This window comes from Haloterrigena turkmenica DSM 5511 (assembly GCF_000025325.1).
GTDB classification, from domain to species: Archaea; Halobacteriota; Halobacteria; order Halobacteriales; family Natrialbaceae; genus Haloterrigena; species Haloterrigena turkmenica.
In genome coordinates, this window is the sequence record NC_013744.1 from 123054 (window position 1) to 139827 (window position 16774).

Annotated in this window: 10 protein-coding genes; 7 read left to right on the forward strand and 3 right to left on the reverse strand. The window is 64.7% G+C overall.

Annotated features, from left to right (window positions below):
• Positions 1–42 precede the first annotated feature (42 nt).
• Complete coding sequence (locus HTUR_RS19170) at positions 43–267, reverse strand: hypothetical protein (protein ID WP_148225407.1); 225 nt, start codon at positions 265–267, stop codon at positions 43–45.
• A gap of 454 nt (positions 268–721) precedes the next feature.
• Between HTUR_RS19170 and HTUR_RS19175 the strand changes: the two genes are divergently transcribed.
• From HTUR_RS19175 to HTUR_RS19185, 3 genes are all read left to right on the forward strand, one after another.
• Positions 722–2563: a rhamnogalacturonan lyase gene (locus HTUR_RS19175; RefSeq protein ID WP_012944992.1), complete on the forward strand. Its 1842-nt coding sequence runs from the start codon at positions 722–724 to the stop codon at positions 2561–2563.
• Positions 2564–3028: 465 nt separating this feature from the next.
• Entirely contained in the window at positions 3029–4837 is a 1809-nt protein-coding gene (locus HTUR_RS19180) for a rhamnogalacturonan lyase (protein ID WP_049942003.1), read from the forward strand.
• A 292-nt stretch (positions 4838–5129) separates the two neighbouring features.
• The gene (locus HTUR_RS19185; protein WP_012944994.1) at positions 5130–7139 is read left to right on the forward strand and encodes a beta-galactosidase; all 2010 of its coding nucleotides are present in this window, start codon (positions 5130–5132) and stop codon (positions 7137–7139) included.
• A gap of 174 nt (positions 7140–7313) precedes the next feature.
• On the opposite strand, the gene HTUR_RS19190 is transcribed toward HTUR_RS19185, so the two are convergent.
• Positions 7314–7778: a universal stress protein gene (locus HTUR_RS19190; RefSeq protein ID WP_049941945.1), complete on the reverse strand. Its 465-nt coding sequence runs from the start codon at positions 7776–7778 to the stop codon at positions 7314–7316.
• 181 nt (positions 7779–7959) lie between these two features.
• Between HTUR_RS19190 and dgoD the strand changes: the two genes are divergently transcribed.
• Positions 7960–9114 carry a galactonate dehydratase gene (gene dgoD / locus HTUR_RS19195; RefSeq protein ID WP_012944996.1) on the forward strand — a complete coding sequence of 385 codons (1155 nt, stop codon included), beginning with the start codon at positions 7960–7962 and terminating at the stop codon, positions 9112–9114.
• A gap of 551 nt (positions 9115–9665) precedes the next feature.
• Positions 9666–11093, forward strand: coding sequence for a family 4 glycosyl hydrolase (locus HTUR_RS19200; RefSeq protein ID WP_012944997.1), 1428 nt, complete (start codon positions 9666–9668; stop codon positions 11091–11093).
• Between the two features lie 170 nt (positions 11094–11263).
• On the opposite strand, the gene HTUR_RS19205 is transcribed toward HTUR_RS19200, so the two are convergent.
• Positions 11264–14092, reverse strand: a complete 2829-nt coding sequence (locus tag HTUR_RS19205; RefSeq protein ID WP_148225408.1) for a sugar-binding domain-containing protein — start codon at positions 14090–14092, stop codon at positions 11264–11266.
• Positions 14093–14290: 198 nt separating this feature from the next.
• On the opposite strand from HTUR_RS19205, the gene HTUR_RS19210 reads away from it, so the two are divergent.
• Together HTUR_RS19210 and HTUR_RS19215 are read left to right on the forward strand one after the other, a co-directional pair.
• Positions 14291–15535 (forward strand): right-handed parallel beta-helix repeat-containing protein, encoded by a 1245-nt coding sequence (locus HTUR_RS19210; protein WP_012944999.1) that lies wholly within the window; start codon positions 14291–14293, stop codon positions 15533–15535.
• A 184-nt stretch (positions 15536–15719) separates the two neighbouring features.
• Complete coding sequence (locus tag HTUR_RS19215; protein WP_012945000.1) at positions 15720–16745, forward strand: GDSL-type esterase/lipase family protein; 1026 nt, start codon at positions 15720–15722, stop codon at positions 16743–16745.
• Positions 16746–16774: the final 29 nt, after the last annotated feature.

Sequence of the window (16774 nt, forward strand, 5' to 3'; positions counted from 1 at the left end):
GTCCCACCATTACTACCTAACTATATGTATTTTTTGACGGAATCAGTCGGCGCGTCGCGCACAGACCACCATCATTCCGAACGAGAGGGTGCCGATCACAGCAAACGTTACGAGTTGGACGATCGTGATGACGTACGTTCCGGTCCCCCGCTCGATGGCCCCCAGCGCGGCGCCGAGGACGATCAGCGACAGCAGCGAGACCATGAACAGCAGCCGGAAGTGATGACGGAACCGACAGAACGCGTCGACGAGGGTTTCCTCTGCCATGTCGGTCCCTGTTTTCGCTCGGCCGACACAAGTGTTACTGTGTAATTTCATCGCACGGTTGTCGCGTTCGATCAACCAACGAGTCCGTCGGGCGGCGCCCTCGAACCGATTAGCGTCCCGCGGGTGTGCGTAATCGAACGGCGATGCGTCCCCGTCCGGCCGCACGTTCGAGCGTTCAGAGACGCCTCGAGCACAGTGCGACTTTCAGACAGCGGTTTTCGCCGTAAACTTCTAATAATAGATGGTAAATTGAGAAATCGGAGTGTAAGCGATAATGACTGATTCAGACGCGAATACGGCACGGTATCGACGGTACCGACGCGAGTTGCTGAGCGGAATAGCAGCCGGAACGACGGCGATCACGGCCAGCGGTGTCGGCGGAGCGACCGCCAGTGGTCGGACGCGCCGGTCTGCTGTCGGAAGCGGTACCGATACGAGCGAGCATACACGTCAGATGGAGGCACTCGACCGGGGCCTCGTGGCCGTTCCGGTTGAAGACGGTGTACTCGTCCGCTGGCGACTGCTCGGAACCGATCCCGCCGACCGGGGGTTCCACGTGTTCCGCGACGGTGAGCGAGTGAACGATAAGCCGATCACCGAGAGCACAAACTTCCTCGATCCCGAGGGGACGAGAGAGTCGACCTACGCGGTTCGACCGGTCGGCGTCGGTCAAGCTGGCGGAGGGAACCACGACGGAAACGGTAGTGATCGCAAACCGGGACTGTCGAAGTCCGTCGAGGTGTGGGACGAGCAGTACACGGAAATCCCGCTGAACAAGCCCGAGCCGATCGAGGGCGAGGACGGCGAGACGGTCACCTACCACGCGAACGACGCGAGCGTGGGCGACCTCACGGGTGATGGAACGCTCGATATCGTCCTCAAATGGACCCCATCGGACGCGAAGAACAACGCCTTCGAGGGTCACACGAGCGACGTCCTGATCGACGGCTACACGATGGAGGGCGAACACCTCTGGCGACTCAACCTCGGGCAGAACATCCGCGCCGGCGCGGCCTACACGTCGTTCGCAGTCTACGACTTCGACGGCGACGGGACGGCGGAAGTAGCGATGCGGACGTCCGACGGCGCCACGGACGGAATCGGGACGGTCATCGGTGATCCGGACGCCGATCACGCGAACGACGAGGGGCGTATCCTCGAGGGACCGGAGTACCTCACCGTCTTCGACGGCGAGACGGGGGAAGCGCTCGCGACTGAAGACTTCGAGCCCGCACGTGGAGACGCTTGCGACTGGGGCGACTGTTACGGCCATCGCGTCGATCATTTCCTCCCCGCGCCCGCCTACCTCGACGGGGAGCGACCGAGCCTCGTTATGGGTCGGGGCTACTACGAAAAGACGATGCTGGCCGCGTGGGACTTCCGTGACGGCGAACTCGAGACCCGCTGGATCTTCGACAGCACCGACGGCAACGAGGAGTACGAGAGCCAGGGCAACCACCAACTCTCCATCGCCGACGTCGACGGCGACGGGAAAGACGAGATCGTTTACGGCGCGATGGTCGTCGACCACGACGGCACCGGACTGTACTCGACCGGCTGGGGCCACGGCGACGCCCTTCACGTGAGCGATTTCGTCCCGAATCGGGAGGGACTCGAGGTCTTTCAGCCCCACGAGTACGGGTCGTACGGAGCGACGCTCCGCGACGCCGGCACGGGCGAGTTACTGTGGAGCGAGGGCGAAGGGGACGCGGACATCGGCCGGGCCATGATCGCGGACATCGATCCCGACTACGAGGGCGCGGAGCTCTGGGCGGTGAAGCCCCTGACCACCGGCGGCCTCGGTACGTGGACCGCGCACGGTGAGCAGATACGCGAGAACGCCATCGAGTCGGTCAACTCCGCGCTCTGGTGGACGGGCGATCTGCACCGGGAACTGCTCGATCACGACTGGGACTCGGAAGAGAACTACGGCGTCGGCAGACTCACGAAGTGGAACCCCGAGACGCAGGAACTCGAGCTGTTGAAGTCGTTCGAGGGAACTCGCTCGAACAACTGGACGAAGGGCAACCCGTGTTTCTCCGGGGACATCCTCGGCGACTGGCGCGAGGAGGTGATCTGGCGGACCGAAGACAGCGAGGCGCTGCGACTGTACGCGACGCCTCACGAGACCGACCACCGGCTGTACACGCTATTGCACGACCCGCAGTACCGGGTTGCACTCTCTTGGCAGAACGTGATCTACAACCAGCCGCCGTGGCCGAGTTACTTCCTCGGACACGGGATGGACGACCCGCCGAAACCCGATATCGAACTCGTCTCCGCCGACGATGGCTGAACGGGACGCGTACCGTAGCGTCGCGATCCACAGTCATCCGATGCCACGCGTCTGAGTGGCCAGTACGGTACACGAAGGGTGGGCCGCCAGCTCGGCCCCATTCAGCTATCGACGATTCGAGTCCGCGATCCCGACTCGCTCGAGTGTAGCGCGGGAGATCCCGACGTTGGCTACCAACAAAATCGGTGTTAGTACCGGTTTTGAAAGTTTCTACAGCAATTATATTCAACTTCAAAAATATTTATATAGTACGATATGGACGAAGAAAGTGCGGTGTGAAAGACAATGACTAATCCAGACACGAATGAGACGCGACTGCGACGGTACCGACGCGAGATTCTGAGCGGAGTGGCGGCCGGGACGGCAGCGTTCGCGGCTAGCGGTGCGGCGACTGCCAGCGGTCGGAACGGCCGATCCACCGTTGGAAACGGAAAAGGCGACGAGAAGAACGAGTCGACGCGTCAGATGGAGGCACTCGGCCGGGGCCTCGTGGCCGTTCCGGCGGAAGATGGAGTGCTCGTCCGCTGGCGGCTGTTGGGAACCGAACCCGCCGATCTGGGATTCCACGTGTATCGCGACGGTGAACGGGTGAACGACGAACCGATCACCGAGAGCACGAACTTCCTCGATCCCGAGGGAACGACGGACTCGACGTACGCGGTTCGAGCGGTCGGAAACGGTCGAGCCAGCGGCAGGAAAGACGGCGGCCGGAAACCCGGCATGTCGGAGTCTGTCGAAGTGTGGGACAACCAGTACACGGAAATCCCGCTGAACAAACCCGATCCGGTCGAAGGCGAGAACGGGGAGACGGTCACGTACCACGCGAACGACGCGAGCGTAGCCGATCTCACGGGCGACGGAACGCTCGACATCGTCCAGAAGTGGTCGCCGTCGAACGCGAAGGACAACGCCTTCGAGGGTCACACAAGCGACGTTCTGATCGACGGCTACACGATCGAGGGCGAGCACCTCTGGCGGATCAACCTCGGGCAGAACATTCGCGCCGGCGCACACTACACGCCGTTTGCCGTCTACGACTTCGACGGCGACGGGAAGGCGGAGCTGGCCGTGCGGACGTCCGACGGCGCGACGGACGGAACCGGGGCGGTCATCGGCGATCCCGACGCCGACTACGCGAACGAAGCGGGACGGATCCTCGAGGGGCCGGAGTACCTCACCGTCTTCGACGGCGAAACGGGCGAGGAACTCGCGACGAAGGACTTCGAGCCCGCGCGCGGAGACGACTGCGACTGGGGAGACTGCTACGGGAATCGCGTCGATCGATTCCTCGCCGGCGTCGCCTACCTCGACGGCGAGCGACCGAGCATCGTCATGACGCGGGGCTACTACGCGAAGTCGATGCTGGCCGCCTGGGACTTCCGCGACGGCGACCTCGAGACCCGCTGGATCTTCGACAGCGACGACGGCAACGAGGAGTACGAGAGCCAGGGAAACCACCAGCTCGCCACTGCCGACGTCGACGGCGACGGGAAAGACGAGATCGTCTACGGCGCGATGGTCGTCGACCACGACGGTACCGGACTCTACTCGACCGGATGGAACCACGGCGACACGCTCCATGTGAGCGACTTCGTCCCGAGCCGGGAGGGACTCGAGGTCTTCCAGCCACACGAGTGGGGACCCCACGGGGCGACGCTCCGTGACGCCGGCACGGGCGAGTTACTGTGGAGCGAGGAGGCGGACGCGGACGTCGGCAGAGGGATGATCGCGGACGTCGATCCCAACTACGAGGGCGCGGAGCTCTGGGCGTCCCACGGGGTCGGCTTCTGGTCTAACGAGGGCGACAGACTCGGACCGGCGCTCGACTCGATCAACTCCGCGCTCTGGTGGACGGGCGATCTGCACCGGGAACTGCTCGACCACGACTGGGACTCGGAAGAGAACTACGGCGTCGGTCGACTCACGAAGTGGAACCCCGAGACGCAGGAACTCGACCTGCTGAAGTCCTTCGACGGCACGCGGTCGAACAACTGGACGAAGGGCAACCCGTGTCTCTCGGGAGACATCCTCGGGGACTGGCGCGAAGAGGTGATCTGGCGTCGAGAAGACGACGAAGCACTGCGACTGTACGCGACGCCCCACGAGACCGACCACCGGCTGTACACGCTGTTGCACGACTCGCAGTACCGGACCGCGCTCGCGTGGCAGAACGCCGGCTACAACCAGCCGCCGTGGCCGAGTTACTTCCTCGGACACGGGATGGACGACCCGCCGAAGCCAAACATCGACCCCGTCTCGGCGGATCGCGACTGATCGGTAGTTCCGCCGTGGGACCGCTACGGCGCCGTTCAACGTAACGCCCGACAGAACGAGGTGGTGGAGTTTGTGGTCCCGACCCCGGGACCCACCGCCTGCAGCGATTCTATCGCGAAGGATTCGAGCGCGGAGACTCGAGTAGCGGTGTGATGCGTAAGACGAGGTCGCAAGCGGTGTCGCGGTTCAGTACTCGCTTCTGAATTGCGGAAACGAGAGCAGACGAACGTACCGGAGACAACGCCCCACCCTGCATGACAACGTTTACAACGGTCGGTGCGAACGTTGACCTATGTCAATCGGAGTCTGTTACTTCCCGGAGCACTGGCCGCGCGAACAGTGGGAGACGGATGTTCGGCAGATGGCCGACGCTGGAATCGAGTACGTCCGGATGGCGGAGTTCTCGTGGCGGGTCCTCGAGCCCGAACGCGGCGCGTTCGACTTCGAGTGGCTCGACGAGATCGTCGAGCTGATTGGCGAGTACGGGATGCAGGCCGTCCTGTGTACGCCGACGGCGGCACCGCCGCGGTGGCTCGTCGAGGAACGCCCCGAGATCCGCCAGCGAGACCGTGACGGAACCGTCAGGGACGTCGGAAGCCGCCGGCACTACTGTTTCAACTCCGCGGCCTATCGCGAGGAGACCGAACGCGTCGTCCGAGCGATGGCGGAGCGCTACGCCGACGATCCGCGCGTCGTCGGCTGGCAGACCGACAACGAGTACGGCTGTCACGGCACGACACGGTGTTACTGCGACGACTGCGCTGACGCGTTCCGGGACTGGGTCCGCGAGGAGTACGAGACCGTCGACGAACTCAACGAAGCGTGGGGAACGACGTTCTGGAGCCAACAGTACGACGACTTCGAACAGGTCGACCTCCCGCGGCCGACGCCCGCGCAGGACCATCCGGCGATGCTGCTCGATTTCGCCCGATTCTCGAGCGACAGCGTCGTCAAGTACAATCGGCTGCAGGCGGACCTGCTTCGCGAGGCGAACGACGAGTGGTTCGTCACGCACAACTTCATGAACCTGTTCGAGTCGGTGGACACCTACGACTTCGACGAGGACCTCGATCTGATTTCCTGGGACTCGTACCCGACAGGCCACGTCCAGCAGGCCGGCGGCGAGACGACGACCGACGAGCTCCGCGCGGGGAACCCCGATCTGCTCTCGTTCAACCACGACCTCTACCGGAGCGTACTCGACCGACCGTTCTGGGTGATGGAACAGCAACCGGGCGACGTTAACTGGCCGCCCCACTCGACCCAGCCCGCGGAGGGGGCGATGCGCCTCTGGGCCCACCACGCGACCGCCCACGGCGCCGACGCCGTCGTCTACTTCCGCTGGCGGCGCTGCCTCGAGGGCCAGGAGCAGTACCACGCCGGCCTCCGCAAGCAGGACGGGTCGGCGGATCGGGGCTACGACGACGCGACGCGGGCCGCCGAGGAACTGTTCGACCTCGACCACGTCGACGCGCCCGTCGCCCTGCTTCACGACTACGAGAACGCGTGGGCGCTCGGCGAACAGCCCCACGCGCCCGACTTCGACTACTGGCAGCTGTTGCAGTCGTTCTACGCGTCGCTGCGAGCGCACGGCGTGCAGGTCGATATCGTCCATCCCGAGAGCGACCTCGAGTCCTACGACGCGGTCGTCGCGCCGACGCTCCACCTGGCGACCGAGTCGCTGGCCGACCACCTGACCGCGTACGTCGAATCCGGCGGCGAACTGCTGCTCGGCCCGCGGACGGGGGTCAAAGACGCGCACAATAAGCTCCGTCCCGATCTCCAGCCCGGTCCGCTGTCGGAGCTCGTCGGCGCGAGCGTCGACCAACACGAGTCGCTCCCGACGCAGTTCGAGCCGACCGTCGCCGGAACCGACGGGACGAACGCCGAGTACGCGTTCCGAACGTGGGCCGAGTGGCTCGAGGCCGACGCGGCCGAGCCGCTACTCGAGTACGCGGGCGACGATATCGAAGGCGGACGGACGGCGGCCGTCCGAAACGCGGTCGGTGAGGGAAGCGTCGTCTACTGCGGTGTCTGGCCCGAGACCGACCTCGCGAACGACCTCGTCGGGTCGCTCCTCGACCGCGCCGGCGTCCGCCGGATGGACGTGCTCCCCGACGGCGTTCGCGTCGCCCGACGCGACGGCCACACCTGGGTGCTGAACTTCGGGAGCGACCCGATCGCGGTGACCCTCGAGGGGGACGCGTCGTGGCGACTCGGCGGTCCGGAAATCGGTCCGTTCGATCTCGCGATCGCCGAGACCAACGCGGTCGACGACCTCTCGGTACGGATCCGAGACTAGGGCATCGAGTGCGCGCGAAGGGCAGTGTCCGCTGCGCTCGTGCAGTTCTGTCCGGTGCTCGAGATTCGGCGATTTGAAGATTCGCGGTTCGACGATGCGAGACTTCCCTCGAGAACTCGAGACCGCGTGACGACCGCCGGGCCGTCGATCGCTGCGGCGGACCCGAACCCGCGATCAGTCCATTTTCAGCGTGACGGTGCCGTCGAAGTTGAGCAGGATGCGCTGGGCGACGTCTCCGAACACCGCTTTGCCGGTCGGCGACCGCCGTCGACCGACGATGAAGACGTGGTCACAGCCCAGGCGCTCCGCGGCCTCGATGATCGCATCGGCGCGCTCGTTCTCTTTGGTGACGATCCCGTCGGCAGTGAACTCGACTGACTCGTCGAACGAGTCGAAGACGCCCTCGGCGAACTGTCGGGCGAACTGTGTCGCGGTGGCGGCCGGGTCGGGCTCGCTGTACGACGTCCCCTCGACCTGCTCGATCGCTTCGATGTTATCCGCCGTTTCGTCGACCTGATCCGGCGTGATCCATCCGAGGACGGTCAGTTTCGCGCCGGTATCGTGTGCGAGGCGGCCGGCTTCCGCGAGTAGTGTGCGGTGCGTCTCGGTGTCGTCGACGACGACGAGTGCGTTTTCCATGCCATCGGTTTGATCAGTCATCGAAATAAGTGTACTGTCTATCGCACCGTTTGCCTGGCGCGGAGCCGGATCGATACGAGACCGTGCTCGGGGGGAGACGAAATGGTGCTCGCGGCCTCGACGGATCGAACGCGATCGAGGTCCCGCAATCACTAAATGAGACGGAGGGAAAGGGGCTACTATGACAGAAATCGTCGACTACGAACTGTTCGAGGTTCCGCCGCGGTGGCTATTCCTGCGTCTCGAAACGAGCGACGGAACGGTCGGCTGGGGCGAACCGGTCGTGGAGGGGCGCGCGAAGACCGTTCGGACCGCAGTCGAGGAGCTTCTCGACAACTACCTACTGGGGGAGGATCCGGACCGAATCGAGGACCACTGGCAGGCGATGTATCGCGGCGGCTTCTATCGCGGCGGCCCGGTGCTGATGAGCGCTATCGCGGGGATCGACCAGGCCCTGTGGGACATCAAGGGTAAGCGACTGGGCGTTCCGGTCCACGAACTGCTCGGCGGTGCGACCCGGGACCGGATCCGGGTCTACCAGTGGATCGGCGGCGACCGCCCCTCCGACGTGGCCGAACAGGCTCGAGCGCAGGTCGAGGCGGGCTTTACGGCCCTCAAGATGAACGCGACGGAGGAGATCGAGCGTGTCGACGATCCCGCGACGATCGAGGCCGCGGTCACGCGGCTCCGCGAGGTCCGCGAGGCCGTCGGCGACGAGGTCGATATCGGCGTCGACTTCCACGGTCGCGTCTCGAAGCCGATGGCGAAACGACTCGTCGAAAAGCTCGAACCCCACGAGCCGATGTTCGTCGAGGAGCCGGTCCTGCCCGAGCACAACGACGCGCTGCCGGAGATCGCGTCCCACACCACGATCCCGATCGCCACCGGCGAGCGGATGTTCTCCCGGTGGGACTTCAAGCAGGTGTTCGAGAACGGGGCCGTCGACGTGATTCAGCCCGATCTCAGCCACGCCGGCGGGATCACGGAGGTCAAGAAGATCGCCGCGATGGCCGAAGCGTACGACGTGGCGATGGCCCCCCACTGCCCGCTCGGGCCGATCGCGCTCGCCTCCTGTCTCCAGGTGGACGCGTGCTCGCACAACGCGTTCATTCAGGAACAGAGCCTGAACATCCACTACAACGAGACCAGCGACGTGCTCGAGTACCTGGCCGATCCGTCCGTCTTCGATTACGACGACGGCTACGTCCAGATCCCGGACGAGCCGGGACTCGGCATCGAGATCGACGAGGACCACGTCCGCGCCCAGGCCGACGTCGGCCACGACTGGCACAACCCCGTCTGGCGACACGACGACGGCAGCGTCGCCGAGTGGTAACGGACGGCGGTAGCGCGGCGGATATTTCTTCAGTGCACTGACGACGTGAGTGCGATCACTCGGTCTCAGCAGCGCCTCTCGGGGGGCGCGTAGACCGCGCTCAGCCGTGAATTCGCGCTTCGAAATCGATCCGAACGCTCGAGCGGTTCTGCCCTCGCGTCCGCTCTCACCGGAAATAGCTGTGAGACTGACACAGATGGATAATAGAGGACTATAGAGAGCGCTGCGCGACTCGTTTCACTGAGTGTTTAGAAAAGGCCGTCCGCCAGGACCGGACAGAATAGTGCGCCGATCGGCTGTCCGCGAGCACTGTGTTACGACCATACAGTTGTAAACTACCGCAGCTAATCGATCCGAATTCGATCAGGGAACTGAATTCGCCCGATACAGGGGAGAAGAGCCGTGTTTTGAAATCGTCCGGCCTCACCGAACGCTCCGTGCGTATCGCTGTCACAGTGAGAGCAAACCCCAAGCGGACGGTGCGATCACGCCGTCGGTAGCGGGCGGCAAACGACGCAACTATTTTATATTTCGATCGTCGTACGCATCGTATGCATCGACTCGAGGAGAGAGTGCCGTCGCGGTCGCGTTCGTCGGTGAAGATCGGCTACGTCGGCGGCGGCAGTCACGGCTGGGCGCACACGCTCATCAACGACCTGCTCCAGTGCGACGATCTCGCGGGGACGGTATCGCTCTACGACGTCGACTACGAAGCGGCCGAGCAGAACGCGAGGCTGGCGAACGGCCTCGCGGAGCGGTCGGACGCCAACGGGGCGTGGACGTTCGAGGCGCGTCGGGAGGTCGACGACGCGCTCGCGGACGCCGACTTCGTCATCTGCTCGATTCAGGATCCGGTCGGGGAGACGTTCGTCCACGACATCGACGTCCCCCAGGAGTACGGCATTTACCAGACCGTCGCGGACACGGTCGGCCCCGGCGGCGTCCTGCGCTCGCTGCGAGCGATCCCGCAGTACCGCGAGATCGCGGCGACGGTCCGCGAACAGTGTCCCGACGCGTGGGTGATCAACTACACGAACCCGATGACGGTCTGTACGCGGGCGCTCTACGAGGAGTTCCCCGACATCAACGCGATCGGGCTCTGCCACGAGGTGTTCGGTACCCAGCGGCTGCTGGCCGACATCGCCGAGCGCTACGTCGACGAGGCCGAAGACGTCGCGGCCGACGAGATCGACGTGAACGTCAAAGGGATCAACCACTTCACGTGGGTCGACGAGGCCTACTGGAACGGACACGACCTCTTCCAGTATCTCGATCGCGAACTCGAGGAGCGGAAACCGATTCCGGGGTTCGAACCCGGCGAACTGAACGACGAGTCCTACTGGACGAACCACCACCAGATCGCCTTCGATCTGTACGACCGGTTCGGGGTGCTCGGCGCGGCGGGCGACCGCCACCTCGCCGAGTTCGTCCCCTGGTATCTCGACATCGACGAGCCCGAGGAGATCCAGCGCTGGGGGATCCGGCTGACCCCCAGTTCCGCCCGGACCGGCGACAGCGAGGGGCCGGCGAAGATGGAACGATACCTGTCCGGCGACGAGGAGTTCGAGTTCACCGAGTCCGGCGAGGAGGTCGTCGATATCATGCGCGCGCTCGAGGGACTCGAGCCGATCAAGACGCACGTCAACCACCCGAATCGGGGCCAGACGCCCGACCTGCCGACGGGCGCCGTCGTCGAGACCAACGCCGTCATCACCGGCGGCGGCGTCGCGCCGATCACCGCCGGCGAACTCCCCCGCGAAGTGCGGTCGATGGTACTGACGGCCGTGCACAACCAGGAGACGCTTATCGAGGCCGGCTTCGCCGGTGATCTGGACCTTGCCTTCCAGGCGTTCCTCAACGAACCGCTGGTCACCATTCAGCGCGACGAGGCCCGCGACCTGTTCGCCGACCTCGTCGCCCTCGAGCGCGACTACCTCCGGGACTACGACCTCGAGAACGCCGACGTCCTCGAGGGCTGACCGCAGAACGGTCGCGGAGGTCCAGGGGCGGGCCCGAACGCCGCTTCGCGTTCGTCGCTCGAGCGGCGTTCACCGTCACAATTCTCGTCGGAGATATCAGCACGTGGGGAACTCGATACTCGCTGAAACAGCGCCGCTACTGGCACTGAGGGGATAGCTCGGGACAGCTGTCAGTTGCGTTCGACCCACGCGCCGGCGTCGTCCCCGTAGTCGCGTTCGTCGTCCCGTCCGGCGTTGAGGAGGCTGTCGAGGACGCCGGTAGAGAGGGCGGAATCCGGATCGAACGCCTCGGACGCGAGGTAGGACTCGAGGCTGTGTCGAAACTGCCGGACGGCGGGAGCGTCCCCGGAGAGATCCAGCGTGCAGACGGCGAGCGCTCCGTCGCCGACGGCGGTTTCGAAGTAGACGCCGAGTTTGTGGTTCCGGTAGATCGTATCGATTATCTGTACAGTGGGTTCGAAGTCGGCGGGCGCGTCGTCGAGAACGATCGGCCGCGAGTGACGCAGGAGGGGCCACCACTGCCAGTCGGCGTAGTCCTCGGTCGGGAAGGCGTCGAACAGCGGATGATCGGGGTCCGTCGTCATTCCGAGGGTCCCCGGCTTTCCGTTTTGCTTGAAGATCTCGTAGTTCCAGAAGTCCGGCTGGAACGAGCCCTCGAGACCGTACCGGAGCGCGCTCGGTTCCGGCAGTAAGAGGACCGTCTCGCCGTCCTCCAGTCGCGTGCGAGTTCGCTCGTCGAAGCGCCAGGAAACGTCGATATCGTCTGTGTTGGCGGCTATTTCGGGTGTCTCGGGATAGACCCAGATCGGGTAGGTCGTCCGGAGATCGACGGCGGAGCCGTCCTCGAGGTCCGCTCCCTCGACCGCGAGCGTTACCTCGAACCGGGCAGGCGCGTCGACGTCCTCGAGCGGGGCGTCGATCGTCCCGAGGGACGTCAGCTCCCCCTGCTCGAGGACGTCTCGCTCGAGGGCTCCGGAAGCGGTTTCCGTGCCGTCGAGTTCGGCGATCGACCAGGTCGCGGTCGCGTCCGCGATCGGGCCGGGGCCGTAATTGGCGAGCAGCGACTCGGCCTCGAACGCGTCGTCGGTCGTGAAGGTGTACCGGTCGAACGAGAGGAGCGGGACGCGTGCGCTACAGAAGCGACGCCACTCGTGGGGCTCGATCAGTCCCTTCGACTCCATGAAGGAGTCGAGGATCCCGACCATCGCGGTCCCCTGGCCCGGAAAGTCGTCGAGGCCGAGCAATTGAAAGCCGCCGAAGCCCGCCGTTCGGAACGCGGCCTCGATCTCTTCGCGGTAACAGGTGACTGCGAGCGCGCCGGACGCGGCCCGAAAATCCGCGTCCGAGCCTTCGAGATAGCGATCGGCGAGCGAGCGCTCGAACCGTTCGAGGTTGCGAGCCCGGAGGACGCCGCGATACTTGCGCGTCTCGTCGTAGTCGGGATGGACCTGGTACTGGCCGATCTCGTGACCGACGACGGGGAGATCGTAGGGCTCGAGTTCGTCCTCGTAGTCGACGGCCGTCGACGGCGGAGAATCGTTGACGTGTCCGGTCCCGCGGATGGGCGTTCGATCGACGTCCCAGTGACTGGCCTCGGCGTCTTCGGGGACGTTGGCGGTAACAAAGAAGTCGTCGGCGTCTCCCGGGTGCGGTGAGGTAAGAAAATTGTTCGCCCCGTAGGCGTACAGCCGTCGGTCGTCGAGCGCTCGACAGTGGCGAACGAGTTCGGTCATTCGCTCCTCGTCGCCCCGATTTTCGTTGCCGAGGGTGAAGCAGACGAACGAGGGGTGGTGTCCATAGGCGTCGAGAATGCGCTCGGCCTCCCGCTCGTAGTACTCGTAGTCGTCGGCGTCGGCGAGCGAGGTGCCGTTGTTCCACTGGGAACACTCCGGTTGCAGGTACATCCCGACGCGGTCGGCCGCCTCGAAGGCCGCCTCCGGCGGGCACCAGCTGTGGAACCGATAGTGGTTGATGCCGTACGCTCTGGCGGTCTCCATGTGATCGACCCATTCGGCGACCGTCGTCGGCGGGTACGCGGTGTCGGGGAAGACACAGCAGTCCGTCCGGCCGCGCAGGAAGATCGTCGTCCCGTTGATCGAGAACTGCGTGCCGTCGGCTTCGAACTCGCGGAGGCCGAACGCGGTCTCGAACTCGTGGCCGGCGGCGTTCTCGTCCCCTGCCGTCTCGAGCGAGACGGTCAACTCGTAGACCGCCGGCGAGAACTCGTCCCAGGTGAGCGCGTCGGATCCGAGATCGTATGTGAACTCGAGAGTCGTTCGACCCGGCGCCGAGCCATCGCCGGCACTGACCGAGACGGGGCGATCGACGGTGTCCGCGACGTGGATCTCATCGGTGGTCGTACTCCGGGCAGCGGCAGAGACGGTTCCCTGAAAATCGGTCTCCGTGGCGTTCCCGAGGGTTATCTCGAGGTCGACGGCGTTCTCGCTCGGTTCCGGGAACGGGTCGACGCTCTCGATCCAGACGTTCGGTGTCGCCTCCAGCCGGAGGTCCCCGATGATGCCGTTCCAGTTGGTCTGCGTGTGTTCAGTGCTCGCGTGCGATCGCCTGACTCCCGGACGATCCATCGAGTCGTCGGCGTTGTCCACTCGAACGGCGATTTCGTGCTCGCCGGGGCCGATCGCCTCGGTGAGATCGTATACGTGCGGGGTGCTCAGGCACACTCGCGAGCCGATACGCTCCCCGTCGACCCAGACCTCGGTCGGTCTGGTTCGCTCGAGCGTTAGTGTCACGCGTTTGCCCGCCCAGGAATCGGGGACGGAGACGGTGCGCTGGTACCACGCCGACCCCTCGTATCGATGCGTCCGTTGGAGGTGGTCCCGCGGTCGATCGTCGACGGTTGTCCCGTAGCCGTATTCGTCGGTGGATCCGGGAAGGTACATCGTCCCGTCGATAACGTCGTCAGGCGGATCAACGACGTGTCGGTCGCGGTCGGGATTGAGCCGCAGAGCCCACGGTCCCGATAACGAGATCGATTGCATGAGCACCCCTTTCTCCGGAGGACACATAGTATTGTTCACCGGTTCCGGCAGTCCACACTCGATCGAACGGAAACGCGTGCTCGCCTGAGAAAGTATATATTCGCTGTTCGAATCGGTTCGGATTTTACTATGGATATAATAATTATATTCTAGAAATAAAGCTTAACAATACTGTCCACGATAGCTATCAGTGCAACCATGTCACAGGACGACACACGAGAGTGTACCAGCGAAGAGACCGAGTCCGCCGACTCGAGCACGCCGATGCCGAGCGTAACGCGCCGCCGGACGTTATCGCTCGCAGCCACGGGACTGGCAGCGGGTGCGGTCGGTACCGCGCAGGCGAGCGACCACGACGCCGAGGTCTGGGAGACCGACGGCACCTGGTACGCCGCGAACGGCGGGACGGTGTACGAGGGGCCGGACCACATGGACGCGATCCAGGCGGCCGTCGATAGCCTCACCACCGGTCGAACCTCGAAGGAGAAGGTGCTCGTCAAGAACTCCGGATCGGTCGGCCCCCACTCGTGGGACGGCGACGTCAAGGCCGTCGATCTGCCCAGTTACACCGTCATCGAACACAACGGGACGATCTCCGTCGAAGATACCGGCGAGGATCTGATCGTGCCGTTTCGCGCACAGAGCGTCGAATCGATCGAGATACAGAACGTCACCATCGAGGGGAATCCCCGCTACGGCATCTGGATCCAGAGCTGTTCCGACGTCCAGCTGGGGACCATCAACATGTCGCTGTGGGACACCGAGACCGTCGGAATCGGGGTTCGCATCGACGACAGCGACGGCGGCCGGAGTCAGAACGTCTCGCTCGAGTACGCCTCCGTCGAGGGATCCCAGCACCACGCGGTGGAGACCTACGGCGTCGACGACGTCACGATCGGCACCGTAGAGACCGTCGACACGGGTGGCTGCGGACTGCTGTTGAACGACACGGCCTACGCGACGGTCGATTACGTCAATGCCACGCGAGCGGATCAGGGCGGCGGCTACGCCGGCTTCCGATGTGCGAACGGCGCCGGACCGGAGATCGTCGTCAATCGAGTCGACGCCGTCGACTGCGGTCGCGGAATCTTCACCGTCTCCGGGAGCGAGGGCATCGAGATCTACGACGTCTATCTCGACGGCAACGGCGGGAACCTCGTCCAGGACACTCGGTATCTGCTCATCGACGGTGGCACCGTCACGAACACCGGGAGCAGCGGCATCCGGATCGACTCGCGGGCCAGCGACGATCATCCGCACTCGAGCGACGTCACGGTCCGAAACCTCGAGATCACGGGCAACGCCGAGTACGGCGTCTACGAGACCGGACCCGACACGGAATCGAACGCGATCGTCGACAACCACTTCTGTGACAACGCCAGCGGAGCGGTCGAGACGTACGCGAACAGTACGGACGTCAGCGGGAACACCTACTGCAGCTAGGACGAATCGATCGCGGCGGGCACGTCCCGGGTCGCGAACGTCGACGGCGGAGACCACCAGCGATCGACGTCCGAGTCGATCCGAGAGCGGTCCGCCTCGCTCGTATCGCACGAGCGCGAGAACGAACACGACCGCGACTCGAGCCACCACGTATTTGATATGGGATCGGGATAACGTGTCCGCCATGCGCCACGACGGGATCCAGTTTCACAACGTCGGCGACGTGCGATCGCTCGAGGGTCGAGACGGGAAACTGCTGCAACGGGTTCCCGAGGCCGTCAGAACGGAACTGAACGACGGCGCGCAGTCGCGGATGCGCCGCCCCGCGGGCGTCGAACTCCGGTTCGTCCCCGACGGCTCCGCGACGGTGACGCTCTCGATGATTCCCGACGAAAACGCCGAGGAAAGCACCGTCCGCGTCTTCTGGGGCCCGATTCAGGGTTCGACGGCCGTCGTCGATTCCGAGCCGACGGAAATCGAGATCTCGATGCCGGAGAAACTCGCCGACCTCGAGCCGTCGGCCGTCGAGGACCTCGCGTTCGATCCCCGCGTCTGTCGGATCCAGTTATCGGGCGAGCACCGCAGCGGGCCGATAGCCTATCACGGCCTCGAGGGCGACGTCCGGTCGCCCCGCGAGGACGAACTGCCCGATCGGCGCTACCTCGCGTACGGCACCTCGATCACCGAGGGCGCGGCGCCGCTGGCCGAGCACCTGACCTACGTCAGCCAGACGGCCCGTCGGCTCGACGCCGATCCGATCAACCTCGGCTCCTGTGGCACCGCCTACTGCGACGCCGCGATGGCCGACCACATCGCCGAGCGCGACGACTGGGATATCGCGACGCTCGCGATCTCGGTGAACATGGTCGGCACGTTCGACCCGGCGGAGTTTCACGCCCGCGCCGAGCGCATGGTCGACCGAGTCGCGAGTGCCAATCCGGAGAAACCCGTCGTCGCCATCACCGTCTTCCCTCATTCTCGGGACGTCTGTCGGAGCAACGGCGAGACCGAACGCTGCGAGCGGTTCCGCGAGGAACTCCGCGAGGTCGTCGCCGAAACGCCCCACGAGAACGTGTCACTGCTCGAGGGGGCAGACCTGCTGCCGACTATCGGCGGGCTCACCACTGATCTGGTCCATCCCGGCGACGACGCGATGATCACGATAGGCGAGAGCCTCGCCGCCGAACTCGAGCCGTTGCTCGAGGACTGACGACGGAAACGGCACCGAGCCGCTGGGTC